At 68.6% G+C, this 24,885-nt stretch carries 22 protein-coding genes and 3 pseudogenes; 5 read left to right on the forward strand and 20 right to left on the reverse strand.

What is annotated here, in order from left to right; genetic code table 11:
• Positions 1-36 precede the first annotated feature (36 nt).
• From LXX_RS15990 to LXX_RS11560, 3 genes are all read right to left on the reverse strand, one after another.
• Positions 37-324 (reverse strand): hypothetical protein, encoded by a 288-nt coding sequence (locus tag LXX_RS15990; protein ID WP_223227789.1) that lies wholly within the window; start codon positions 322-324, stop codon positions 37-39.
• Positions 228-1,004, reverse strand: coding sequence for a carbohydrate ABC transporter permease (locus LXX_RS11555; RefSeq protein WP_223227659.1), 777 nt, complete (start codon positions 1,002-1,004; stop codon positions 228-230). Before LXX_RS11555 ends, LXX_RS15990 begins: the two co-directional genes overlap by 97 nt.
• A gap of 287 nt (positions 1,005-1,291) precedes the next feature.
• Complete coding sequence (locus tag LXX_RS11560) at positions 1,292-2,599, reverse strand: ABC transporter substrate-binding protein (RefSeq protein WP_041767890.1); 1,308 nt, start codon at positions 2,597-2,599, stop codon at positions 1,292-1,294.
• A gap of 137 nt (positions 2,600-2,736) precedes the next feature.
• Here LXX_RS11560 and LXX_RS11565 point away from each other — a divergent pair, with 137 nt between their 5' ends.
• Entirely contained in the window at positions 2,737-3,768 is a 1,032-nt protein-coding gene (locus LXX_RS11565; protein ID WP_011186979.1) for a LacI family DNA-binding transcriptional regulator, read from the forward strand.
• A gap of 433 nt (positions 3,769-4,201) precedes the next feature.
• Positions 4,202-4,717 (forward strand): annotated as a pseudogene (locus tag LXX_RS11570) (nitroreductase family protein); the annotation flags it as partial.
• A 6-nt stretch (positions 4,718-4,723) separates the two neighbouring features.
• Here the strand turns inward: LXX_RS11570 and LXX_RS11575 are convergent.
• Together LXX_RS11575 and LXX_RS12995 are read right to left on the reverse strand one after the other, a co-directional pair.
• Positions 4,724-5,773: a zinc-dependent alcohol dehydrogenase family protein gene (locus LXX_RS11575; protein ID WP_011186981.1), complete on the reverse strand. Its 1,050-nt coding sequence runs from the start codon at positions 5,771-5,773 to the stop codon at positions 4,724-4,726.
• Positions 5,774-5,783: 10 nt separating this feature from the next.
• On the reverse strand, positions 5,784-6,431 hold the full coding sequence (locus tag LXX_RS12995) for a GntR family transcriptional regulator (RefSeq protein WP_050737957.1): 648 nt from the start codon (positions 6,429-6,431) through the stop codon (positions 5,784-5,786).
• A 220-nt stretch (positions 6,432-6,651) separates the two neighbouring features.
• Between LXX_RS12995 and LXX_RS11585 the strand changes: the two genes are divergently transcribed.
• A complete protein-coding gene (locus LXX_RS11585) occupies positions 6,652-7,119 on the forward strand; it encodes a GNAT family N-acetyltransferase (RefSeq protein ID WP_141692868.1) in 468 nt (155 codons plus the stop codon).
• Between the two features lie 6 nt (positions 7,120-7,125).
• Here LXX_RS11585 and LXX_RS11590 read toward each other — a convergent pair whose 3' ends face one another.
• Both LXX_RS11590 and LXX_RS11595 read right to left on the reverse strand, forming a co-directional pair.
• Positions 7,126-9,279 carry an ATP-dependent Clp protease ATP-binding subunit gene (locus LXX_RS11590; RefSeq protein WP_081423168.1) on the reverse strand — a complete coding sequence of 718 codons (2,154 nt, stop codon included), beginning with the start codon at positions 9,277-9,279 and terminating at the stop codon, positions 7,126-7,128.
• A 47-nt stretch (positions 9,280-9,326) separates the two neighbouring features.
• Entirely contained in the window at positions 9,327-9,791 is a 465-nt protein-coding gene (locus tag LXX_RS11595; RefSeq protein ID WP_041767892.1) for a hypothetical protein, read from the reverse strand.
• A gap of 696 nt (positions 9,792-10,487) precedes the next feature.
• Between LXX_RS11595 and LXX_RS11600 the strand changes: the two genes are divergently transcribed.
• Positions 10,488-11,051, forward strand: coding sequence for a hypothetical protein (locus LXX_RS11600; protein ID WP_141692867.1), 564 nt, complete (start codon positions 10,488-10,490; stop codon positions 11,049-11,051).
• 143 nt (positions 11,052-11,194) lie between these two features.
• Here LXX_RS11600 and LXX_RS16960 read toward each other — a convergent pair.
• From LXX_RS16960 to LXX_RS16355, 9 genes and pseudogenes are all read right to left on the reverse strand, one after another.
• Positions 11,195-11,751, reverse strand: a pseudogene (locus LXX_RS16960) (hypothetical protein).
• Between the two features lie 22 nt (positions 11,752-11,773).
• A pseudogene (locus tag LXX_RS16345) lies at positions 11,774-12,565 on the reverse strand (amino acid permease); the annotation flags it as partial.
• 347 nt (positions 12,566-12,912) lie between these two features.
• On the reverse strand, positions 12,913-14,952 hold the full coding sequence (locus LXX_RS11610) for a cytochrome c oxidase assembly protein (RefSeq protein ID WP_011186986.1): 2,040 nt from the start codon (positions 14,950-14,952) through the stop codon (positions 12,913-12,915).
• On the reverse strand, positions 14,949-15,617 hold the full coding sequence (locus LXX_RS11615; protein ID WP_011186987.1) for a copper resistance CopC family protein: 669 nt from the start codon (positions 15,615-15,617) through the stop codon (positions 14,949-14,951). The genes LXX_RS11610 and LXX_RS11615 overlap by 4 nt, the downstream gene beginning before the upstream one ends.
• Positions 15,614-16,333, reverse strand: coding sequence for a YcnI family copper-binding membrane protein (locus tag LXX_RS11620; protein WP_011186988.1), 720 nt, complete (start codon positions 16,331-16,333; stop codon positions 15,614-15,616). Before LXX_RS11620 ends, LXX_RS11615 begins: the two co-directional genes overlap by 4 nt.
• A 105-nt stretch (positions 16,334-16,438) precedes the next feature.
• Positions 16,439-17,056 carry a hypothetical protein gene (locus LXX_RS11625; RefSeq protein WP_011186989.1) on the reverse strand — a complete coding sequence of 206 codons (618 nt, stop codon included), beginning with the start codon at positions 17,054-17,056 and terminating at the stop codon, positions 16,439-16,441.
• Between the two features lie 10 nt (positions 17,057-17,066).
• A complete protein-coding gene (locus LXX_RS11630) occupies positions 17,067-18,251 on the reverse strand; it encodes a class I SAM-dependent methyltransferase (protein WP_011186990.1) in 1,185 nt (394 codons plus the stop codon).
• Positions 18,248-18,598 carry a signal peptidase I gene (lepB, locus tag LXX_RS16350; RefSeq protein ID WP_370558482.1) on the reverse strand — a complete coding sequence of 117 codons (351 nt, stop codon included), beginning with the start codon at positions 18,596-18,598 and terminating at the stop codon, positions 18,248-18,250. Before lepB ends, LXX_RS11630 begins: the two co-directional genes overlap by 4 nt.
• Positions 18,495-18,893, reverse strand: coding sequence for a S26 family signal peptidase (locus LXX_RS16355; protein WP_011186991.1), 399 nt, complete (start codon positions 18,891-18,893; stop codon positions 18,495-18,497). Before LXX_RS16355 ends, lepB begins: the two co-directional genes overlap by 104 nt.
• 756 nt (positions 18,894-19,649) lie before the next feature.
• Here LXX_RS16355 and LXX_RS15995 point away from each other — a divergent pair.
• Positions 19,650-20,576, forward strand: a complete 927-nt coding sequence (locus LXX_RS15995; protein ID WP_256030815.1) for an alpha/beta hydrolase-fold protein — start codon at positions 19,650-19,652, stop codon at positions 20,574-20,576.
• Between the two features lie 89 nt (positions 20,577-20,665).
• Here LXX_RS15995 and LXX_RS11645 read toward each other — a convergent pair whose 3' ends face one another.
• The 4 genes from LXX_RS11645 to dnaK form a co-directional block, all read right to left on the reverse strand.
• Positions 20,666-21,079, reverse strand: coding sequence for a heat shock protein transcriptional repressor HspR (locus LXX_RS11645; protein WP_011186992.1), 414 nt, complete (start codon positions 21,077-21,079; stop codon positions 20,666-20,668).
• A gap of 10 nt (positions 21,080-21,089) precedes the next feature.
• Positions 21,090-22,076, reverse strand: coding sequence for a DnaJ C-terminal domain-containing protein (locus LXX_RS11650; RefSeq protein WP_011186993.1), 987 nt, complete (start codon positions 22,074-22,076; stop codon positions 21,090-21,092).
• Positions 22,077-22,188: 112 nt separating this feature from the next.
• Positions 22,189-22,857 carry a nucleotide exchange factor GrpE gene (locus LXX_RS11655; RefSeq protein ID WP_011186994.1) on the reverse strand — a complete coding sequence of 223 codons (669 nt, stop codon included), beginning with the start codon at positions 22,855-22,857 and terminating at the stop codon, positions 22,189-22,191.
• Positions 22,854-24,728 carry a molecular chaperone DnaK gene (gene dnaK / locus LXX_RS11660; protein WP_011186995.1) on the reverse strand — a complete coding sequence of 625 codons (1,875 nt, stop codon included), beginning with the start codon at positions 24,726-24,728 and terminating at the stop codon, positions 22,854-22,856. The genes LXX_RS11655 and dnaK overlap by 4 nt, the downstream gene beginning before the upstream one ends.
• Positions 24,729-24,885 lie beyond the last annotated feature (157 nt).

Consider the following 24,885-nt stretch of genomic DNA (forward strand, 5'->3'; position numbering starts at 1 on the left):
GGCGAGCCAGCGTGTACGCGCCCAGAGAGGCGGTGATCAGGATGAGGGCGGATTGCAGCGTGGCCGCCCAAACTGTTCAGGAACCAGCGGAAGATCGGCTGCTGGCCACTGGCGAGGGTGGTGTAGGCATCCACCGAGAAGGGGGGCGGGGATGACCGCGTACGGGTTGCGGATGGCGTCGCCATCGGTCTTGAACGAGGTGAGCACGATCCAGGCGAGTGGAAGGATCACGACGAGCGCGAGCACGATGAGCGCGGCGTAGAGCGCGGACCGCTGCACCACGGCGCGCGGCGCGGGCTTGCGGCGGGTGGGCACGGTGGCCATCGAGTCGCCTTCTCCGTCCGCTCCCGCTGCACGCGAAAATTGACGATGCTGATAACGGCCAGGAAGACGAAGAGCACGTAGCTCATCGCCGCCGCCGCGGCCATGTTGTTCTGGGAGAGTCCCTGGTCGGAGATGTACATGATCGCCGTGCGGGTCTGAGTGCCAGGGCCGCCCTTGGTGAGGAGGTACGACTGGCCGAACATGTTGGCGCTGGCGAGGATAGTGATGGTCGTCACGAAGGTCATCACCGGGCGGAGGCCCGGCAGCTTCACACTGAAGAACTGGCGCACGGCGCCCGCGCCGTCCAGGGCCGCCGCCTCATAGAGGTCCGCGCCGATGCCCTTCAGCCCGGCGAGGAGGATGACAGTGTTGAAGCCCATCGTCCACCACACGGTCACACCGACGAGCGAGACCCACACCCACGGCACATTCACGGTCCACGGGATGTCGCTGGGAAGCCCGGCCATCCCGAGCAGGTGGTTCACGATGCCGGACTGCGTATCGAGCAGGTACTTCCAGATGACGCCGATGACGGCGACGCCGAGCACGTAGGGGGCGAAGAAGACGCCGCGGAAGAAGGCCCCCACACGGAGGCGGCGGTTCAGCAGGACGGCGACGAGCAGCGGGACGGCCAGCAGGAACGGGACACTGGCCACCGCGAAGGTCCCGGTCGCGATCATCGACTGCCAGAAGTCGCCCGAGGTCGCCGAACCCGGGGTGAACAGGTCGAGGTAGTTGCGCAGTCCGACGAACGACTGGCTCTCGCGGAACGGGCTCCAGTTCGTCAGGCTGACCCAGAGGCCGAAGACGGCCGGAGCGAGGACGAACAGCGCGAACAGGACGAGGAAGGGTGCGAGGAACAGATAGGCAACCCCGGTGCGGCGGCGGGCGGCGGGGACGGTCGTCGTGCGCGGCGAGGCGCGAGCGCGGCGCCCCGGTCTCCGGGGGCGCCGCGAGCTGGGCGGTGTCAGTCACCGTATTTCTCAGCGTTCTGCTTCAGGAGGGTGTTCGCTTTCGCGACCGCGTCGTCCAGTGCCTCCTTCGGCGTCTTCTTGCCGGTGACGGCCTCGTTGACCGCAGTGGTCACGGTCGCCGTCACGGTGGTGATGCCCGGGGCGGCGGTCTCGAAGCGGGCGTACTCGAGTTCGCCGAGGAACGACTTCAGGGTGGGGTAGTCCTGCACGAGCTTGGGGTCGTCGCGCACCGAGTTCATGGCGGGGAGCTCACCCGTCTGCGGCCAGTCGGCGGAGTTGTCGTTCATCCACTTGACGAAGGTCGCGGCGGCGGCGGTCTTGTTCTTGTCCTGTCCCTTGTTGTTCATGAACATCCAGTGGGTGGAGCTCGACCAAACGGCTTTCTCCGTGCCGATCTGCGGAACCGGGACAGCCGCCCAGCTCAGCTTGTCGAACGCGGTGTTGGTGGTCTGCCAGACGCCGTTCCAGTTGAAGGCGGTCTTGCCGGCGATGAGGGCGTTGATGTTGCCGTCCTGCGCGACATCCTTCGGGCTGTAGCAGTTCCCCACGAGATCGGTCATCCAGGTGAGCGCCTGGACGCCGGCGCCGGAGTTGAACGTCGCCTTGGTGATGTCCTTGTCGAAGAGGTCGCCGCCGAACTGCCAGAGCAGCGACTGGAACTCGAACGTGCCGGTGAAGACGTAGCCGTCCACCCACTCCCCCTGGACGCCCACTGCCTTCAGCTTGTCGAGCGCGGCGAGGTAGGAGGCTTTGTCCGTGGGCAGATTCTCGGTGTCCACACCCGCGGATGTCAGGACGTCTTTGTTGGCGTAGAGGCCGAGCGGGGTGACGCTCCACGGCACCGCGTACTGCGCTCCGTTGTAGGAGCCGGCCTTCATCAGACCGGCCGGGAAGTCGCTCTCCTTGTAGCCGAGGGAGGTCACGATGGAGTCGGCCTTGAGCACGAGGCCCTGGGCGGCGTAGGTGGCGATGTCGTCGCCGTGGCCGACCGAGACATCCGGGCCCTTGCCCGCTTTGACCGCGAGCGGCATCTTCTTGGCGATGTCCGCCCACTCCATCGGGACGTCCTTGACGACAATGCTCTTGTGCTCGGCGTTGAACTTCTCGATCAGCTTCGGCACGAGGACCGGGGCTGCGCCGCCCGTCCAGCCGTTCCAGAAGCTGATGGTGACCTTGGGGCCGTCGTAGTCGCCCGAGGAGACCTCGGCGCTGCCGCCGCCCGGGGAGGCTCCGCATCCGCTTAGGGCCAGGCCAAGGCAGGCGACGACCGCGATGGCGCGGCCGGCAGTTCGCATCTTCATGTGTTCTATCCCTTGAGTGCTGCACGGGTGTGCTGTCGATAGAGCCGTCTCGGCGTGTGGGGAGAATTTACAGCGCTAGATATTTGGTGTCAAGGTGGGATCCGCTAAAGTGGGCGCATCGGAACGGGGAGGGCGGAATGGCAGTCAGGCTGCAGGATGTCGCCGACTACGCAGGCGTTTCCATCAAGACGGTCTCCAATGTCGTCCGCGACTATCCCCACGTCAGCGCGAAGATGCGCGAGCGGGTGCAGCGCGCGATCGACGAGCTCGGCTACCGCCCGAATATGATGGGCCGCCGGCTCGCGACCGGACGCACCGGGCTCCTCGCGCTGGCCTTCGCCGACGTGACCCTCCCGTATTTCGCCGAACTGGCCCGCGCGGTGGACGCCGCCGCCGCGCGCCGCGGCTACCGCGTGCTGCTCGAGCAGACCGACGGGACCATCGAGGGCGAGCGGGCCGTGGTGTCGGCGAGCGAGGCGGGCCTGGTCGACGGGATGATGTTCCAGCCGACCGTCATGGGCTCCACCGAGCTCGCCCAGAGCCGGCCTGGCGTGCCCCTCGTGATCCTCGGTGAGAACGCCGCCCCGCTGGGGCTCGACAGCATCATGATCGACAATGTCGCCGCCGCCCGCTCCGTCACCGAGCACATCCTCGCGCTCGGACGCCGGAACGTCGGCTTCGTGGGCCACGAAGCGCACGGCCTCACCCGGACCTCGCGCCTGCGCATCGCCGGCTACCAGGAGGCGCTGGAAGCGGCGGGCATCGCACCGGACACACGCCGCCTCATCGCGAGCGACTCGGTCTCCGCGGTCAGCGCCGCCGCCGCGGTGGGGGCGGCGCTCGACGCGGGCCTCGAGCTGGACGGTCTCGTGTGCCGCGACGACCTCGCGGCGATCGGGACGCTGCGAGCGGTGCAGGAGCGGGGCTTGAGGATCCCGGACGATATCGTCGTGACCGGGTGGGACAATGTGGCCGTCACCGCCGTGACCTACCCCTCGCTCACGACCGTCGCGCCGGATCTGCGGGGCCTCGCCGACCGCGCCGTCGCCATGCTGCTGGAGCGCATCGACGGCTTCGATGCCGCCGGCCGGCACGAACTGGCGGAGTTCTCTCTCGTCGCGCGGGAGAGCGCGCCTGCTTACAGCGCTAGATATTTTCCGGACCGCTGAAGCGAAATACTGAGGCGAAACGCCGACCCGAAATGCCGGCCCCGAACGCGGCAGCGCGGCGGTGCGGGCACGAAGCGGCCTTCGGGTCTCGTCAGCCCGGCGATGAACGCCGAGAGCGAATCCGGCTGGGAGCCGACGCGCCCGTCGTTGGTGACACACTCTCCCCCGACGAGACCCGTGACCACGAGGGTGAACCAGGCGAACCCGATGATGTCGGCGTTCTCCGGCTGGGCGAACGCCTCGAACAGTGCGGTGATCCATGCCTCCGGGAATTCTCCCCGCGCGCCCGGTGTTCGATGGAGATGCAGCTAGGCAATGGCGCCGGCCCCCTTTCCGCAGCCACAAGGAGTCCGCTTTGTCCATCACCGACGTCGCCTAACACCGCACCGCCGACGCCTCCGCCCCGCCGACGCCCGCCCTCGCTGAGCGATGGAGCCCGCGGGCGTTCGACGGCGACGCCGTCATCGACGAGACCAAACTCACCACCGCCCTGGAGGCGGCCCGCTGGGCGCCGACCTCCAGCAACTCACAGCCCTGGCGCTTCATCGTCGCGCGCCGCGGCAGCGCCGCTTTCGAGACGATCGTCGCGCAGCTGACCGGCTTCAACCGGCTCTGTGCGGGTGCCGCGAGCGTGTTGGTGGCCGCTGTGGCCGAGACGGCGGACGCGGAGGGCAAAGAGCGCCCCTGGGCCAGCTACGACGTGGGCCAGGCCGTCGCGCATCTCAGCGTCCAGGCGCACCACGACGGTCTGCACACTCACCAGATGGGCGGCTTCGATGCGGCGGGGCTGAGTGCAGCGTTCAACCTCGAGAAGCGTTTCCTGCCCGTGTCGGTCACCGCGATCGGCACGCTGGGCGACGCCGGAACACTGCCGGAGGCGCTTCGCGAGCGCGAACTCGCCCCGCGCACACGTAACACCCTCGACAGCATCCTGCTCGCAAACGACTGAGCGGGGCTACGGCCGGACTAGCGCCTTGATCGCGCGGCGCTCGTCCATCGCCGCGTAAGCCTCAGCGATATCGCTCAGCGGCACCTGGAGATCGAAGACACGACCGGGCTCAATCGCACCCGACCAGACATCCCGCAACAACTCCTCCACATAATTGCGAACCGGGGCGAAACCGCCGTTCACGCCGACGTTGCTGGCGAACAGGGGACGGACCGGGAGTTCAGGACCGCCGTTCGGCACGCCCACATACCCGACCATGCCACCCGGACGGCACGACCGGATGGCCTGGTCCATCGACTCCTTGGTGCCGACAGCCTCAAGGACGCAATCTGCGCCGATACCGTCCAGCAGTCCCTTGACCGCAGCGACGCCCGCGTCCCCGCGCTCGGCGACGATGTCCGTCGCGCCGAACTCGCGGGCGAGCGCCTGGCGCGACTCGTGCCGCGACATCGCGACGATGCGGGAGGCGCCGAGCCGCGCAGAGGCGAGCACCGCGCACAGGCCGACCGCGCCGTCCCCGACGACCACGACGGTGCTGCCTGGGCGCACGCCGGCAGAGACCGCGGCGTGGTGGCCGGTGCCCATCACATCCGACAAGGCGAGAAGGCTCGGGATGAGCTCCTCGCGCGGATACTCCGGTGTCGCGACGAGCGACCCGTCGGCGTGCGGAACGCGGACTTTCTGCCCCTGGCCGCCGTCCGCGAAGGCGCCGGAGCGGTCGTCGGCTCCCCACCACCCGCCGTGCAGGCAGGAGGCGCTCACGCCGTTCTCGCAGTTCACACAAGTCATATCGCAGTCGTAGAACGGTGCGATGACGAAGTCGCCCGGTTCGATGGTCGCGACCTCCGGGCCGACCGCCTCAACGACACCGACGAACTCGTGGCCGATCCGGCGGGGCTGGCTGGTCGGCGTGACGCCGCGATAGGGCCACAGGTCGGACCCGCAGACACAGGTGGCGACAACGCGCACGATCGCGTCGCCGCCGGTGGAGAGGACAGGGTCGGGGACCTCTTCGAGGCGGACGTCGCGCTCCCCGTGGATGATCGTCGCAAGCACGCTCCCGAGCCTACGCCGGAAGCAGGAACACCAGCCCCGTGGCGAGTTCTGCCTCCACCGCGGAACCGGACGCCGTGGCCTCCCGCAGTCTCTCGATCGAGGCGGCGAGCTCCTGCTGGTCGACGAGGGTGCGCATCCGCTCGGTCCGCATCTTGTAGGAGAGGCCGTCGAGCGTGTCGTGGCACAGCTGGACGAGCTGCGGGTTCTCGCAGTGTTCGATGTAGCGGGAGAAGACCGGGATGAACAGGTCGCGGACGCTGTCGAAGTCGCCGCCGCGCGCGGCCTCGGCCAGCTTCCGCAGCTCGGAGAGGATGCTCTTGCGGGCAGAGTCCGGGAGTTTCGGGACGGCGAGGCGGACGACGCCGGCGAGCACGACGCCGAGCGTGTTGTAAGAAGTGAGCGCCTCCTCCTCGCTGGGGGTTGCCACGCGCGTGTAGCGGTTGGGGGCCATTTCGATGAGACCGGCCCGGGTGAGCTCGTTGACCGCGTCCCGGATGGGCGTGCGGGAGACGCCGAGCCAAGCTTGCAGCTCCTCGTCGCGGAGGTCTTCGCCCGGGCGGAGCGTGCCGTCCATGATCGCGTCGCGGATGCGTTCGCGCACCATGTCGCGCAGCAGAACCCGGTGATGCTGTTCGGGCTGGTCATTGGGGATGGGCATGTATCTCCTCACACGATAGTGGCCGAGGAGTCGAAGTCCGCTCCTTCCGGACAATGGTATTCCCCGTAGCCCGGTTACGGCCGGGGGATTCTCCCGCCGCACCCGGTCCGGTGTCCCCTCAGCGCGGGCCAGAGGAGACCGCCCGGTATGCCCTATGCTCGCATCCAGGCTTTCGCGCGTCCCTACCCGCTGCTGAGCCGTCTTGAGGAAAGGGGAGCCTGTGCCTTCGGTGTCTCGTGCCGTCGAGCTCCGCCCGGCGACCGCCGACGATGAGGCGTTCCTGCGCCGGGTGTTCCTGGACGCGCTCAGCGGAGCGGCCGGCACGCACTCCGGCCACCGCGATCCGGTCCTGACTCTACGCTACAGCTCCCACACCGGCGAGCGCCACGACCGCCATCCGGGCGCGATGACCTCGATCATCACGGACGGCGGCGAGCCTGCAGGCTCGGTGACGGTCGACCGCAACGGACCCCGCATCCACCTCGTCGACATCACCGTGCTCACCGATCGCCGCGGGCGCGGGATCGCCTCACGGGTGCTCGCCGACCTTCTCGCTGCGGGCGACCGGATGACCCTCTCGGTGTGGAGCCTCAACACGGCGGCCCGACGGCTCTGCGAGCAGCACGGTTTCTCCGTGGTCGCCGAGCAGTTCGGCTATCTGCTGATGGCCACGGAGGCCGAGGGCTGACGGGCGCTACTCCCGCACCGGGATGACCGTGAGGTGGCCGCCACCCGGTTCGAGATCCACCCGGACCACGTCTCCGTCGCGCACCTCACCGGCTAGCAACGCGGTCGCGAGCCGGTCGTCGATCTCCCGCTGCATCAGCCGGCGCAGCGGACGAGCCCCGTAGATCGGGTCGTAGCCGCGCTCGGCGAGCCAGCGGCGCGCGTCCGGCGTGACCGCCAGCTCCAGCCGCCGCTCGGCCAGCCGGGCGACGAGCCGGTCGATGCCGAGCTCCACGATCTCGCCGAGATCCTCCTGCGTGAGGGCGGAGAACACGACCATGTCGTCGAGACGGTTCACGAACTCCGGCTTGAACGCCTGACGGACGGCCTGCAACACCGCTTCCTCGCGCTCGGTCACGTTCAGGACCGGGTCGACCAGGAACTGACTGCCGAGATTAGAGGTCAGGATCAGGATGGTGTTGCGGAAGTCCACCGTGCGCCCCTGCCCGTCGGTGAGGCGGCCGTCGTCCAGCACCTGCAGGAGGACGTCGAACACCTCCGGGTGCGCCTTCTCCACCTCGTCCAGGAGGATCACGGAGTACGGGCGCCGCCGCACAGCCTCGGTCAGCTGGCCGCCCTGCTCGTAGCCGACGTATCCGGGAGGAGCGCCGACCAGCCGCGAAACCGAGAGCTTCTCCCCGTACTCACTCATGTCGATGCGGATCATCGCCTTCTCGTCGTCGAACAGGAAGGCGGCGAGCGCTTTGGCCAGCTCCGTCTTGCCAACGCCCGTCGGGCCGAGAAAGAGGAACGACCCCGTGGGCCGGTCCGGGTCCGAGATGCCAGCGCGCGTGCGGCGCACGGCGTCGGCCACCGCCTGCGCCGCCGGTCTCTGTCCGACGACCCTCCGGCCGAGCTCGCTCTCCAGGTGCAGCAGCTTCTCAGTCTCGCCCTGCGTCAGCCGGGAGACGGGGATGCCGGTCCAGGCGGCCACCACAGCTGCGATGTCCTCGGCCGTGACCTGCTCGTTCACCATCCGCGGGTGGCCGTGCTCGGCCCGCTCGGCCTCCGCCAGCTCCCGCTCGATGTTCGGGATGGTCTCATACTCGATGCGGGACGCCTCCTGGTAGCGGCCGTCGCGCAGCGCGAGGTCGCGGGCCGTCTTGGCTTCGTCCAGCTGGCTGCGCAGCTCGCCGACGCGGGTGAGCGCCGCCTTCTCGGACCACCAGCGCTCCTGGAGCTCCGTCAGCTCGCGCTGCTGCTCGCCGAGCCGCTGCCGCAGCTGCTCGAGGCGCTCCTTGCTGGCGGCGTCCTTCTCTTTCTTGAGCGCGAACTCCTCCAGCTTGATCCGCTCGACCTGCCGCTGAAGCGTGTCGATCTCGACCGGCGCGGAGTCGATCTCCATCTTCAGCCGGCTGGCGGCTTCGTCGATCAGATCGATCGCCTTGTCCGGCAGCTGGCGAGCGGTGATGTAGCGATTGGAGAGGGAAGCTGCGGCCACCAGCGCCGAGTCCTCGATGGTCACGCCGTGGTGCGCCTCGTAGCGGCCCTTGAGCCCGCGCAGGATGGCGACCGTGTCCTCCACGCTCGGCTCGCCCACGTACACCTGCTGGAAGCGGCGTTCGAGGGCGGCATCCTTCTCGATGAACTCGCGGTACTCGTCCAGCGTTGTGGCCCCGATGAGCCGCAGCTCGCCGCGCGCCAGCATCGGCTTCAGCATGTTCGACGCCGCGACGGACCCCTCACCGCCACCCGCGCCCATGAGGATGTGCAGTTCGTCCACGAAGGTGATGATCCGGCCCTCGGCGGCGTCGATCTCCTTGAGCACGGCCTTCAGCCGCTCCTCGAACTGGCCGCGGTACATAGCCCCGGCCACCAGCGCCGAGAGGTCGAGCGAGACCAGTTGTTTGTCCTTCAGCGAGTCGGCCACGTCCCCCGCGACGATGCGCTGGGCCAGGCCTTCCACCACGGCGGTCTTGCCGACACCGGGCTCACCGATGAGCACCGGGTTGTTCTTGGTGCGTCGCGTGAGCACCTGGCTCACGCGACGGATCTCGGCGTCTCGTCCGATCACCGGGTCGAGCTTGCCGCTCTTGGCGATCTCGGTGAGGTTCACGCCGTACTGTTCGAGAGCGCTTTTGCCCTCCTCCTGGGTGGAGGGGGCGCCTTGCAGGTTCGCCATACTCCCCAAATCCTTTCCGTCCGACGACAAAGTTGAGTCTACTATGCTCAACTTTGGATCGGGGAGGGGTGTTCTGGGGATGTGGCCGATTTCTCACGCAGCGCGAGACGGGCCGCGACCAGAGCGAGCGGGGCCGCCACGAGCGCGGCGAAAGCGGCGAACGGGAGCACGAACACCGCGCCGACAGTGCTCTCGCTGAGCATGATGACCGCCATCACGGCGATCGCGATCGCGCTGCCCCCCGCCGCCGCGGACGGCGGCGGCGGGGCCGTTCTGCGCGTGAGCGTCACAGCGACGACGGCGCCTACGGCCGCGATCGCGGCCACCAGCCCGCCGATCGCAGCGGGCGGCGCGAGAAAGCGCACGATCGTGAACGGCGTCTGCCAGGACTGCCACTCCGGCCGGGCCAGCAGGGCGAGCACCGCACCGGCCAGCAGGCCGGCCCCGGCGGGCACAGCGAGCGCCGCCGCCACCCAGAGCCGTCGCAGCCGCCGGCCGTCGATCTCAGCCACGCCCCTCAGCGTACCCAGAGGCGGACCCGGTGGCGGACGGGCCGACACCCTGGCGGCCCGCGCTTCTTCGACAAGGTCAGGCGAAAGCCAGCGACACGCTCATCCATTCGGTAAGATATAAAGTATTTTTTGTATATTAATAACTGAATTTAATGCTTGTGTGTAATCTATTGGAGAGGCCTGAGTCTCCGGAAATGATCGTGCCAGCCAGCCCCGCACAAGCCGTCGGAGTGGACTATTACTACTACGAGAACTACTTCAGGTCAGCGGAAACCTGCAAGGCCCGGGGGAAAGCCCTCACTAAACCGGGAAGTTTTTGGTTTGGCTTCTTGTGCTTGAAAGACCAAGGAGACCCCAAATAGTCCATGCACCTTTATTACGACAACGGAGTGGGCTGCCGCGTCCTACCGGTCAAACAAGAGGAGTTTGAAGCCATTCAGCCTTTGGGTTGCTAAAAGAGAAAAACCGGCCCGCAGAGTTCCTCTTCACGTGAGAGGCCGCCGACCACACTCTTGACACCGGTTTCCGCTCACCGAGGAAGGAAGCAGAAAGATGCAGCCCCAAGACGAAACCGCAGTCACAATCGATGGCTGGATACTCTCAGCGAGCCCCGGGACTCAGTCGCTCTCCCCCGTCAAGCCCCCGAAACGCAGGACGGTTCCCGCTGGGCCAATCCACATCAGCACAGATCAACTTTTGACGAAGAACTATGTTCGAGTCACCGGCGCCCTGCACGGAAACGTCTTGCTGCTTAAGTCATGGCAGCCCGTGAGCGAGCCCCAGCCGTTCGTGATTGCGGAGTGGGAACGGCTGCGTGACAAAGCAACAGCGCATCTCGAAAAGCACGCAATGACCTTCGCTCCGGAAGCTGACACTGTCAGAGCGCATGAGTTCGCTTTCGCGCTCTTGCGTCATGAATCGGTGACCAATGTCGTCGCGGTGGACACTCCCCGAGGAAGACTGTTCATCGTGGCGTCCCCCGACCCCTCAAGCGCCGAGGCCGAGATCAATGACCACGGCCTCACAGATCACGTCCTCGTCCTCGAAGCACGCTGGTCCGCGGACGCAGTTGAACAAGCAGACGAAGTGCTTTCTGGGCTTCCGGACGATGAAAACGTGATGATTTCCGGTGGAATCTCTTCTCACGGCGAGCCTATACATGAGATCGTGCTCCTTCGGCGCAACGACCACTTCACGAGGCTCACTGAACTCTTCCCTGCCGAACAGGTGGCGGTGCGTGCTTGGATTCACCCGGCGTAGTCACCACAGTCGATCGCCGCGAGAACGCCGAGAACCTCGCTCGGCGTTCTCTTTGCGTGTTCGGGACCTTCGAGACGGTGTCGTCTTTTCGATCGACGGCGAACTCATCCCGTTCGCGTGGAGCGACCTGCTCTGACCGCCCGCTACCGGCGCACCACGCGGATCGGACCGGTCTCATCCACGAGGTCGGCGGGGAGGCGCCCCGGCCCGCGAACGCACAGCTGGTAGGCGGCGAGGAGCAGCGCGATCCACACCACCCCGACGACGAGCGCGATGCGGGTGTCCTCGAACCAGCCGAGAACACCGATCACGAAGACGAGGAAGACGAGGGTCGCGACGCTCGCCCCGGGCCAGAGCGGGACGGGGAACTCCGAGGGCAGCATCCCCTCGCGCCGGATGCGCTGCTTCATGCGCAGGTGGGCGAGGAGGATCATCAGCCACACCCACACCGTCGCGAACGTCGCCACGGAAGCGATCACGAGGAAGACGTTCCGGGGATGACCGCGTTCAGCACCACGCCCAGGAGCAGCGCGCAGGCCATCACCGCGACCGTCAGCCACGGGACGCCGTTGCGGGTGACACGGCCGAACGCGCGCGGAGCGTGGCCCTGCGTGGCGAGGCCGAACGTCATCAGGCCCGCACCGAAGATGTCCGAGTTGATCGCCGAGAGCGCTGCGGTGATGACGACGGCGTTCAGGATGGACGGGGCAGCCGGGAGGCCGAGCCCCCTCGAAGATCATCACGAACGGGCTCTGCGACCCGTCGATCGCGTTCCAGGGAACCAGCATCATGATCACCGCGAGCGTCAGCACGTAGAAGAGCAGGATGCGGGCCGGGACCGAATTGATTGCACGCGGCAGCACCTTCTTCGGCTCCGCAGCCTCGCCCGCGGTGATGCCGATCACCTCGATGCCACCGAAGGCGAACATCACCACGGCGAACGACGCGATCACACCGCCGATCCCGTTCGGCGCAAAGCCGCCGGTCGCCGGGTCGGCGAGGTTGCCCGGCCCCGCGGCGTTCGCACCGGCAAAGCCGAACGCGATAATCACGACGCCGCCGACGATCATCGCCACGATCGCACCCACTTTGATGACCGAGAACCAGAACTCCAGCTCCCCGAACACCTTCACGCTCAGCAGGTTGAGCGCACCGATGAAGAAAACGATCGCCAGCACCCAGATCCACCGCGGGACGTCCGGGAACCAGAACGACATGTAGATCCCGAAGGCCGTGACGTCGGCCAGCGCGACCACGATCATCTCGAACGCATACGTCCACCCGGTGACGAACCCCGCCCGGGGACCGAGATACTTCGACGCGTACTGCCCGAACGAGCCGGAGACGGGGTGCCGCACCGCCATCTCCCCGAGCGCTCGCATCACCATGAAGACGGCCGCACCGCCCACGATGTAGGCGATGAGCACGGCGGGACCCGCCTTCTGGATCGCCGAGGACAATCCGTAGAAGAGCCCGGTGCCGATGGCGGAGCCGAGCGCCATGAAGCGGATGTGGCGGGCGCTGAGGCCGCGGGAGAGGGCGGAGCGGCGGGCGCGGGCAGCGCCCTCCCCGCCGTGCGCACGCCGGTTGCGGCGTCAGGCTCCGGCCTCTCCGTCTCGTTCCCGGTCAGGGGGGTGTGCTGCTCCATCGCTGCTCCATCTCCTGCGGACACATCGCCGCATCCCGTCACTCAACCGGCTCACCACAAACATATTCACCGGTTTGTATTTTTATCCGTCTGGCATCCGAGACGTCACAGCCCGTCGCCGGTCCGGTCCCGCTCCGGCGGGGCGATGGTGACATCGGACGCCCCGGCGTCTTCGACACACAAGCCCCGCAGGCGGCGGGTGTGCCCGAGGCGTCAGGGCCTCCGGCTCAACCGCTCCAACCGCTCATTGTAGGCGCTGAGCTCCGCATCGCCGTCGCGCTCCGCCTGCCGATCGAGACGGCGGGCGGTCCTTTCGTCCGAGCGCATCCACTGGACGCTGACGAGCAGAGCCACCAGCACCATCGGCAGTTCGGAGGCGCCCCATGCCACACCGCCGCCGACGTGCTGGTCGGCGAGCAGAGCGGCCGTGCCGGTCTGCCCGAGCGCGTGCCACCAGTCGGCGGCGAGCACCGTCCGGCCCTGCATGATCGCGACCCCGAAGAACGCATGGAAGGCCAGCGTCGCCAGCATGACGATGAACAGGATCGGATAGGCTGGCCGCGGTGGCCCGGGGTCGATGCCGACGAACACCCAGAAAAACAGGTACCCGCTCAGCAGGAAATGGACGCACATCAGCACATGCCACTCGTGGCTGAACATCGCCGCTTGGAAGGCCGGAGTGAAGTAGAACACGACCAGGCTGCCGGCGAAGACCGCACCCGCGACGGCGGGGCGGCTCAGGAAACGCAGGTAGCCCGAGTGCGCGAACAGCAGCAGCCACTCCCGGACGCCGCGGCTCCCGTCCTGCCGGGCGGGCAACACACGCAACGCGAGCAGTACGGGTCCGCCGAGCACGAACAGCGGAGGCGCGATCATCATGAGCCCCATGTGCTGCACCATATGCGTGCTGAAATGCACGAGCCCATACACTGCCACTCCGCCACTGGTCAGCCAGACGAGGGCAAGGCACCCCGCGAGCCAGGCGATCAGGCGGCGCACCGGCCAGCGGTCGCCGCGCCGGCGCAGCCGGACGAACGCCCAGACGTACAGCCCGGCGAGCGACGCGACGAGCGCGAGCCAGACCCAATCGAGGTGGAAGACGGTGAACATCCTGGCCGTGGTCACCGGGGGCGGATAGGGGAAGCCCAGCAGCCCCTCCTGTGCCTCGGCACCCGTCAGCGGCTGCTGCGAGACGGGCGGAGCACTGCGCGAGAGACCGACGGAGACGCCGATCGCCACGGCCATGAACAGCACTTCGGCGGCGGCGAAGCGTGCGAACGCGCGCCGATCGCCGGGGTCGCGGCGCAGCCGCGGGATGACACGCCTGCGCTGCGCTGCGCCCGCGCAACCGAGCAGCACCAGAATCGTCGCCTTGAGCACGATGAGGAGCCCATAGGGCTGAAGCAGATCGGCGGGCGACCCCATGCGCAGGGAGGCGTTCACGACACCCGAGAAGGCGACGGCGCCGAAAGCCCAGCCCGCCATCGTCGAGTAGCGGCCGACCGCTGCGGCGAAGCCCTTCTTCATGGTCGAACGCATCGCGAGCAACGCGAACAGGCCGCCGGCCCAGACCGTCACGCCGAGAAGATGCACGGCCAGGCTGTTCACCGCGTTCGCGTGCTCGAACGACCCGGCCGCGTGGCCGGAGAGCGCGAGAGGCAGCAGCGCGAAGAGGGCGAAACCAGCGGCGAAACCAACCGTCGTGAGCCGCCGGGCGAGCAGAGCGAGCGCCGCGGCCACGAGGACGCAGACAGCCGAGACCACGAGCGACTGCCCCAGTTCGACACCGAACAGGAACGTGCCGAGCGTCGGCCAGAACAGCGGATCGTGCGGCTGAACGCCCGATACGCTCGCACCGGTCAGCACCAGCGCCGTCACGGCGGCGGCGAACCACACCGAAGCCGCCCACCCTGCCCACCGTGCGGCACGCGACTGCGCCCAGCCGAGCGCTCCCGGCCGTTTCAGCTGCCCGGGGGCGAAGAACGCAGCGACCACCAAGAAGCCGATCGCGATCGTCGCCGCGAGATCGTGAACCGTGCGGGCGATGGGGATGCCATAGACGACCACAGCGCCCGGGTCCTGAAGGGCGGTGCCGGTGAGGAAGGCCCCCGAGAACACCATCGCCAGCAGAGCGGCCGCCACCGCCAGAGGCACACACAGGATGAGGAGCGCAGCGATCGCGCCGCCCCCGGGCGACGGGAACGGCGGCGAAGAAATCGGCTCCGGCGAGGATCCGGAGGCCGGCGAGCTCACGCCGAGTCCCCCGCGTCGTCGTCGGGCGCAACCGTCTGGCGGCGACGCGCGGTGAGCAGCACGATCGCGACACCGGCCGCGGCGAGCGCCAGCGTCCCCACCGCGACACCGACGACGACCGCAGTGGAGTCGCCCGGCGGCTCCGCCTCGCGACGTTCCGAACCCGGCCGACCCGGCCCCTGCTGCCCCGCCAACGGGGCCGGGCTGGACGACGCGGCAATCGCACCCACACCGCAGGCCGGCCGCTCGGCCGACCCCGCCGCCGCGGCGAAGCCGGCAGGCGCCTGGAACCGGAACTGGATGGAACTCGACACCGTGTGGCCGTCTGCCGAGACGATCTGCCACTCCACCGTGTACGTCCCGGCGCCGCCGAGGGCGACCGGGACGGTCACGGTGCGGTCCAGGATGCTCGAGCATCCCGTCTCGAAGTGCCGCCCCGCCGCGTCGGTCACCTGGACGAGGGCAGAGGAGCCGTCCCCGGTGAGGTCCAGCACGCGGTCGTTGAACGTGAGGCTCACATCCGGGAGCGCCTGGGCCTGAACCGATCCCGCCGCAGGAGAGCTCTCCACGAGATAGTCGTGGGCGCTTGCAGTGGCAGCGGGCGCGAGCGCTATCGCGACGGCCGCCACGACGCCCGCGGCCGCGCAGACCCGTCGCGCGGTCACGACCGCGGACCCATCGAGCGCCGAGCCGCGGCGAACACGGCGACGACGAGGGCGATCGCGCCGAGGGCGAGGCCGATCGCGACAACGTTGCCGCCCACCGAACCGGCTCCCGCCGAGGACGCGGCCGGGACGGCCACGACACTCGGGACAGCGTCGTCGTCGGCTGCGGGCGGAGCCTCGGAGATGTACACGGTCGGAGCCGGGCGCTCAGGCTCGTGGCCCGAGGCGGGCGTCTTCTGGTCCCAGTCCACGACGGTGCCATCGGAGTAGTACTGGTGAGCCGGCAGCTCCACACTGCCGATGTCCGGCATCGCACCGGCGGAGATCGTGAACTCCTGGAACTGTCCCGGCTCGATCCGCACACCCGGATCGGCTGTCCAGGTGATTTTGACCGGAGCTTCGGTGATGACGCTCTTGCCGGTCTTGACCGGTTTGGCGAGCTTCTCCGTGGTGACCGAGGCTGTCCAGCCGGGGACAGGCTGGTATGAGACGGACCCGAATGGCGTAGCCGTCGGAAGATCCACTTCCAGCTTGACCGTTCCAGCCGTGGCCGACTCGGTGGGGACTTTAAAGGTGAGGGTGGCGTAGCTACCGACACTGGCCCGATCGGGATCGACGTGTACGTGGGCGCTGGCCGCGAGCGGCGCCGCGAGGGCGAGACCGATCGCGGCGACCGAGGCTCCGGCGGCGGAGACGAGAAGACGGGTAGATTTCACAGCAATTGTTATCCTTATCTGGGATGGCTGACGCCCTCCCGCGGGCACGCTGAGGCGCCCGGGACACGGGAGAGAGGGATGACGTCTCCCGGACGGACGCGCGGCTCAGCCGACCGGGACAGCCCGCCGCGGCGGACCGCGACGGCGCATCCCTCCCAGCACGGTCCCGGGAGACGGGAGCGTGAGGGGCACGGAGTCCACAAGCCCGCGGCTCGTCCCCGCCGCGGTGCGGCACGGACCCACGACGCGATCGAAGAAGCAGCGCAGCCGGTACGAGGCGAACCCGCAGACGGCCCAGAAGGTGTGCTCGCCGTGCCGGAGGACGGCGATCGTCAGCGCAGCCGCTGCGAGGTGTGCAAGGCACATCGCCCAGCCCTCCACGACGAGAGCGGGGCCGGTCGCGGCTCCGGGGAGCAGCGTCAGGTGCGTCCCGGCGTGGAGGTGGCCGCCCGCCGGCATTCCGCTGAACGACGCCGACGGGCTGAGCGAGAACAGCGCGTGGAAGAGGAACTGGCTGAGCGGCACGGAAAGACCGAGCCGCCACAGCGCGAACCGCTTGCCGGCGAGCGCGATGCACGCGAAGGAGGAGAACGTGAGGCTGAGCGTCAGGGCGACCGCGCGCGGCGCCTGCCCGCCGCCAGCCATATGGAACAGCGCGGCGACGAGGGTCGCGACCCCGGCGGCGGCGAAGCCGCGGACGACCCGGGCTCCGCGCGAACTCATGGCTCCCAGTCTACTCGGGGCCCTGAGCGGCTCGCGTCGGCGGCTGGTGCGGGAGCCCGGGGCCGGGCTCCCGCTTCCGCGAGGCGGTCACCGTGAACTTCGCGTTCCGCGCAACCTGCCGCGTCCGCCCCACCGCCCGCTCGAGCGCCGGCCGGTAGCCCAGGTGCGAGTTCCACACCGTCCACAGCTCGCCTCCCGGGGCGAGCACACGCCCCGCGTCCGCGAACAGCCGATGCGCGATGCCCGTGTGGACCGCAGCGCCGATGTGGAAGGGCGGGTTGAGCACGATGAGGTCGGCCGACGCCTCCGCGCGAGTGGCGAGGCCGTCGTCGCGGATCGCAGAGACGCGCCCGTCGACGCCGTTGGCCGCGGCGGGCGCCCGCGCGGAGGCGACAGCGGCGGCGGACTGGTCGGAGGCCACGACGATCAGTTCCGGCCGTCGCACGGCGAGCCAGGAGGCGAGCACGCCGGTCCCGCAGCCGAGGTCGATCGCTGTCCGAGCTGCGGGGACGGCGGCATCCAGCACCGAGAGCAGGAAGCGCGTGCCGATGTCCACACCCGCGCCCGCGAAAGCGGCGCCGTGGGCGCACACCCACAGACCGGTTTCCCGGTCGACGGTGCGCTCCGGCCAGCGGTCCAGTGCGGTCGCGGCGGCGGGATGCGGCTCCGCTACAGTGAGGACGCGCGCCTTCTGCCGCGCGAGCGAAGCGCGGACCTCGCCGAACGCCTCCGCGAAGACGGTGTTCATAGCGGGCGTCATGTTCTTGAGCATGCCGCCCGCGTAGACGGCGACAGCGGGGTGCGCGTACTCGGCTATCAGGGCGGCGATCTCGTCGAGGGCGTCCAGACTCCGCGGCAAGCGCAGCAGCGCCACCCGCGCGCCAGCGACGCGGGAGGCGTCGAGGGCGTGGTGCGCGTAGCTCCCCGCGAGGCCCAGCTCCGCGGGGTTCCGGTCCAGAGCGCGTTCAGCGGTCAGCGGGTCCTGTTGGACGCGGATGCCGCGGGCGCCGAGGGAGGCCGCCGCCAGGGTGAGCGCTCCATAGGCGTCGCCGATGACAACCAGACCCGGCCGAAGCACGGCTTCGCCGGCGGTGTCGGCGAGCAGCCGGTCGGCGGCGTCCGCCGCGAGCAGAGTGGGCGCCTCCACATCGGGGAACCGCCGCAGACGCTCGTACGGGAACACAGCCCCCGTCAACCGGACCGGCCCAGCCAGCTCAGGCGCGAGACCGGCCCGATGATCGCGAACGCCCGCCCAGCGACATCCGAGTACGAGACGAAGCCTCGCGACGCCGATTCCTGGTGCGCACGGCTATCGAGCGAATTGTAGCGATTGTCCCCCATGACCCAGAGCGAGTCCGGGGGCACTCTCACCTGGAAGACGACACCAGAGGCCGCCGCCACACCCGGCGGCAGCTTCAGATAGGGCTCGTCGAGCGGCTTACCGTTGACAAGCAGGCGACCGTCCGCGGAGCAGCACGAGACGGTGTCGCCGGGCCGGCACGACGCCGAGCTGTTCGCCGACCCAGCGGGCGTCCTGCACAGGCCACGGGCGGGTGTCCGGTCCGGACTGCTGCAACCAGCCCCCCGGGTCCTGGAAGACCACGATGTCGCCGCGCTGAAGCGGGACGGCTCCGGGAATCAGCTCGTTCACGAGCACCCGTTCCCCCTTCTGGAGCGTCGCCTCCATCGACGCCGACGGAATCGAGAAGCTGCGCACCAGATACGACTTGACCAGGGTGGCGGCGAGCACCCCGATCACGACGACGAGCGCGATGTCGCGCACCAGCTTCCATCGGTCCCGCCGGTGCGCATCTATGTCGAAGGCCTCGAATGTCACAGCGGGATCCTACCTTACATATCAAAACGCCACCTTGGTGGCTTCGTCCGGGAGCCGGTCGTTCCGGGAGAAATCCCTGACCGGCGGTTGCGGTGCAAGCCCCGCACGAACACGGCCACAGCGATCGTGGGCCGCGCGCAGAGGGACGAAGAAGGGCAGAGAAGCCGAACTCGCCGACAAAGCGTTAGCCCGTCAAGCGGACCGCGGCGTCTAGGGTGAGCCTCGTGGGAACCCTCACCTGGCTGGCCGTCGCGCTCGTGCTGCTCGCCCTCGTCCCGGCCGTCCGATTCGCCCGCCGAGCGTGGCGCTTCCGCGCGGCAACGACCGTGCGCTTCGTGCTCATCGGGCAGATCGCCGGACTCCTGCTGATCGTCGCCTGGTGTCTGCTGGCCCCCCGGTCGGACCTCGGCGGGGCCGGCTGGTTCGCGGTCGCCCTCGGCGCTCTGGCGCTCTCCCTCGCGCTCGGCGATGCCTGGCAGTCCCTCGGCGGCATGCGTGTCCTGGCCGCGGTGCTCGCCGCCGCGACCGCAGCGGTGACCGTCATCGCTGCGGTGGTCACCGTCCTGCCAACCCTGAAAACGGCGACGATCGGGGGCCGCGCTGTCCCGATCACGGAATCGACGCTCACCCAGGGCGCACAGCTGACCGTCCGGATCCCCCCCCCCGGCCGCCTCCGGGTTCCCGGCGCGGGACGCCCACCTCTTCGTCCCGCCCGGCTGGCTCCGCGACCCCTCCTCGACCCGCCCCGTGGTCCAGATGATGATGGGACAACCGGGAAAGCCGGTCCTCGGGGCCACCCTGGACGCACTGCACAGCCTCGGCGACGACCACTTCTCCGACGCACCGTTCGTCCTCGTGGTCGACCAGCTCGACGCGATCGACAAGAACCCGCCGTGCGCAGACACCAGCGCGGGCAAGGTCGACACCTACCTGGCGAAGGATGTCCCCGCCTGGATCCGCGCGAATCTGCCGGTCGACCCGGACCGGGACGGCTGGACGATCGCCGGCTACTCGCACGGCGGGGAGTGCGCGGCCGCCCTCGGCGCGAAACACCCCGGGACCTGGGCGAACGTCGTCGCCATCTCCGGACCCGACAGCGAGCACACCCCCAACCGCACACGGAACCTGTACTTCGGCGGCAGCCAGAGCGCCTTCGAAGCGACCTGGCCGAAGAACATCCTCGCGGCGTACGACTATTCCGCCCTGCCGATGCGCGGCATCTTCATCGCGGGAGAGCTCGACACCCACTTCCGCCCCCAGGTCGAGGCCACCGCCACCGCCACCGAGCACGCAAGCTGGAAGGTCACCTACTGGGCCGTACCCGGGTCAACCCACACCGCTGCCCTCGGCCCCGGCCTCAAGACCGCCTACAACCAGCTGATCCCGCACTGGCTCACGACCGGAGCCGTCCAGCCCGGGCATCGGATGCTCTGCACGGCGATCGAAACGCCCGCCGGGTGCGGGCTGGCTCAGGCGGCCACGGTCACCGGGACGGCGACGATCGCCTCCCTGAGCGCACTGGCGGTGTTCCTAAGCGCACAGCTGCTGATCTTCTTCGCGGCCCGGTCGTCAAGAACCCGGACCCGGCGCCGCCTCACCGCACAGGCCAGACTCCGCAGGAAAGGCAGAACGCCGCGCTGCGCACACCGCGGTGCTGCGTCTCGTCCGCGATCCGCGCGGTGAGCGCCGCCTCCCCGAAACATCGCCGGGACGAGGGGACGCTCCCCCGGCAGCAGCTCGAACCCGGCCGTGGTCATCGTCCCAGCGAGCCGCTACGGCTCCAGCGGCCGCCAGACGACCAGCTGTGTTCTGCGCCGCATCCGTGTCCCCGCGCGCAGCGAGACGACCTCTCCTTCCGACCCGGCGGCGAAAACCCGCCGGCCGGGCCGGTTCAAAAGCTCATCGGCCAGCGCCGACTCCAGCTCGCGCACCCTGCCCCGGAGCGCATTGACGCTGTCTTCGAGTCCGAGGATGCGCCGGATGCCTTCCAGGCTCACACCCTCGGAGCCTAGGCGGGCGATCTCCTGAAGCTTTTCGACATCGCGCATGGAATAGCGCCGGGACTTGCCGGCCGTGCGGCTCGGGCTGACAAGGCCGAGCCGGTCGTACTGGCGGAGGGTCTGCGGATGCATCCCGGCCAGTTCGGCCGCGATCGAAATGACGAAGACCTGCGTGTTCTCGTCCACCGCCGCTTCCTCAGCTCCGCGCCTTGGCCAGGAGGTCCTCTCGCGGATTCTCGTCGAGGAGTTTCTCGGCGAACGCCTCAAGGGCCTCCTTGGCCTCTCCGGACAGATGCGAGGGCACCGCGATCTGGACGACGGCGAGCAGGTCGCCGGTCCCCTTCGCGGTCTGCACACCGCGGCCTCTCACGCGCAGGACACGGCCGCTCGGTGTGCCGGGGGCAACACGCAACTTGACCGGGTCGCCGCCAAGGGTCGGGACCTCGATGGTCGCGCCGAGCGCGGCTTCGGCGAACGTCACCGGAACGGTCACGCGAAGGTTGAGGCCGTCGCGCTCGAAGACGGGGTGCTTGCGCACCGACACCGTCAGGACGATGTCGCCGGCCTCGCCGCCGTCCGGACTGGGCTCGCCTTTGCCGCGCAGCTTGATCTTCTGCCCGTCGGCGACACCGGCGGGGATCTTCACTTTGAAGGGTTTGCCATCGGCGGCCTGCAAGCTGATGGTCTCGCCCTTGGTGGCCGTGAGGAAGTCGATGGCGGTGTGGGCGGTGATGTCGCGGCCGCGGGCCGGACCGCCGTAGCCGCGATAGCCGCCGGTCGTAGTGCCGAAACGGCCGTTGCCGAAGAGCCCGCCGAGCACATCGTCGAAGTTGCCCCCGCCCGCGTAGTACTGGCCGCGCTGCTGGCCGCCGCCGAACATCCCACCGAACACATCGTCGAAGCCGCCGCCGGGGGCGCCGCTGCCCGGGGCGGTGAACCGCGCGCCCGAACCCATCGCGCGGACCTGGTCGTACTCTTTGCGCTCCTCGGCGTCACTCAGCACCGAGTACGCTTCGCTGATCTCCTTGAACTTCGCCTCCGCGGCACTGTCGCCGGGATTCGAGTCGGGGTGGTATTTGCGCGCGAGCTTGCGGTAGGTCTTCTTGAGCTCCGCGTCGCTGACGTCCTTGGAGACGCCAAGGACCTTGTAGAAGTCCTTGTCGAACCAGTCCTGGCTTGCCACGGCGCCTCCTCTCCGTCGGTGGTTTCCTCTGTCGAAGTCTGACTGTCGCTTCGCGCGAGGAGCGGCGGGACGCCTCTCCCGCCGCTCCTCGCGCTGTTTCGTCCCCGGCCGCTCAGGCCGGAACCGCGACGACCACCTTGGCCACCCGCACGGTGGTGGAGCCCAGCCGGTAGCCGGTCTCCACCACATCGGCGACGGTGTCGGCCGTCACGCCGGGGGTGGGCTGCTGGAAGATCGCCTCGTGGATCTGCGGATCGAAAGGCTCGCCCTTCTCACCGTACGGGAGGAGGCCGAGCCGCTCGACGCTCGCACGCAGCTTGGCCGCGATGGTCGCGAACGCGCTGCCCTCGATGAGGTCGCCGTGGGTGTCGGCGCGCTCGAGGTCGTCGAGCACGGGGATGAGGCCCTTGACGGCATCCCCGATCGCACGCTCGCGCTCGATCTCGCGGTTCGACTCCGTCCGCTTGCGATAGTTGGCGTACTCCGCGGTGACCCGCTGGAGGTCCGCCAGCCGCTCGGCCGCGAGCTGGTCGGCCGCGAGCTGGTCGGCCGCGAGCTGGTCGGCCGTGGTCTGACCGGAGAGGAGGTCGAGGTCGTCATCCGAGAGGATCTCCTCGCCCTGGCTCTCTCCGGCCGGGCCGACGTCCACCAGTTCCTCGTGCGAGAGGTCCTGCGGCTCCCGGACCTTGCCAGTCTCGGGGTCGATCCGCCGCTTGTCTCGGACGATCGGCTCCTCGCGCTCGGGCTCGTCGGAGCCCTGGCCGAGGTTCTGGTCGCTCATTGCTGCTTCTTCTCCTCGTCTTCGACGACCTCGGCGTCGATGACGTCCTCCTCGCCGGTGCTGGACGACGGAGCGGAAGCCTCCTCGCCCGCGGCGGCGGCCGGGGCCTCAGCGGCCTGGGCCGCCGAGTAGATGGCCTGACCGAGCTTCTGCTGGCTCTCGTTCAGCTTGTCGTACGCGGTCTTCACGGCCTCGTCGTCCTCGCCCGCCAGAGCGGCCTTGAGCGCGTCCACGTCACCCTGGACCTCGTTCTTGATGTCCTCGGGAAGCTTCTCCTCATTGTCCTTGATCAGCTTCTCGATCGAGTACACGAGTTGCTCGGCCTGGTTGCGAGTCTCGGCGGACTCGCGGCGCTTCTTGTCCTCCGCGGCGTGCTCCTCGGCCTCGCGCACCATGCGCTCGATGTCGTCCTTGGGCAGGCTGGACCCACCGGTGATCGTCATCGACTGCTCCTTGCCGGTGCCTTTGTCCTTGGCGGACACGTGGACGATGCCGTTCGCGTCGATGTCGAAGGTGACCTCGACCTGCGGGATGCCACGGGGCGCCGGGGCGATGCCGGTCAGCTCGAAGGTGCCGAGCGGCTTGTTGTCGCGGGTGAACTCGCGCTCGCCCTGGAAGACCTGGATCGCCACCGACGGCTGGTTGTCGTCGGCCGTGGTGAAAGTCTCACTGCGCTTGGTCGGGATGGCCGTGTTGCGCTCGATGAGCTTGGTCATGATCCCGCCCTTGGTCTCGATGCCGAGGGACAGCGGGGTGACATCGATGAGGAGGACGTCTTTGCGCTCGCCTTTCAGCACACCGGCCTGCAACGCGGCGCCGACAGCGACGACCTCGTCCGGGTTAACGCCCTTGTTGGGCTCTTGGCCGCCGGTCTCCTGCTTCACCAGCTCGGAGACGGCCGGCATGCGGGTGGAGCCTCCGACGAGGACGACGTGGGCGATGTCGGAGACCTCGATACCGGCTTCTTTGATGACGTCCTTGAACGGCTTCTTGGTGCGGTCCAGAAGGTCGCTGGTCATCTGCTCGAACTGCGCGCGGGTGAGCGTCTCGTCGAGGTTGGCCGGGCCGTTCTCGGTGAGCGACAGATAGGGCAGCTGGATGCTGGTCGACATGCTCGACGACAGCTCCTTCTTGGCCTGCTCCGCCGCCTCCTTGAGGCGCTGCTTGGCGATCTTGTCGGTGGAGGCGTCGACACCGGTTGACTCCTTGAAGCGCTTGATCAGCCACTCCACGATCCGCTGGTCCCAGTCGTCGCCGCCGAGGCGGTTGTCGCCGGCGGTCGCGCGGACCTGGATGGTGGAGAAGTCGTCGTCTTTGCCCACTTCGAGCAGGGAGACGTCGAACGTGCCACCGCCGAGGTCGAAGACGAGGATGAGCTCGTCCTCCTTGCCCTTGTCGAGCCCGTAGGCGAGGGCCGCTGCGGTCGGCTCGTTGATGATGCGCAGCACGTTGAGGCCCGCGATCTCTCCGGCCTCCTTGGTGGCCTGGCGCTCGGCGTCATTGAAGTACGCCGGAACGGTGATGACGGCATCGGTGACGGTGTCGCCCAGGTACTGCTCGGCGTCCCGCTTGAGCTTCTGCAGGATGCGCGCGGAGATCTCCTGCGCGGTGTACTTCTTGCCGTCGATCTCCTGAGTCTTCCAGTCGGTCCCCATATGGCGCTTGACGGATGAGAGGGTGCGGTCGACATTGGTGACAGCCTGGCGCTTGGCAGTCTCGCCGACGAGCACCTCGCCGTCCTTGGTGAACGCGACGACCGAGGGGGTCGTGCGGAAGCCCTCCGCATTGGCGATGACCGTGGGCTCGCCGCCCTCGAGCACCGATACGACGGAGTTGGTGGTTCCGAGGTCGATTCCTACTGCACGGGACATAGGCGCTTTTCTCTCCTTGATATTGTTGCGAGTCTGTCTGTTTCGTTCCGAAGGCCAGGGGCCAAGACTTGAGCCTCAGCGACTCAAGCTTCGCATCGCGGCCGGGGCATGTCAAGGCGACTGCCCTAAACTTGAGCACAATCGACTCAACTTTGTG

The sequence above is a fragment of the Leifsonia xyli subsp. xyli str. CTCB07 genome (assembly GCF_000007665.1).
GTDB classification, from domain to species: Bacteria; Actinomycetota; Actinomycetes; order Actinomycetales; family Microbacteriaceae; genus Leifsonia; species Leifsonia xyli_C.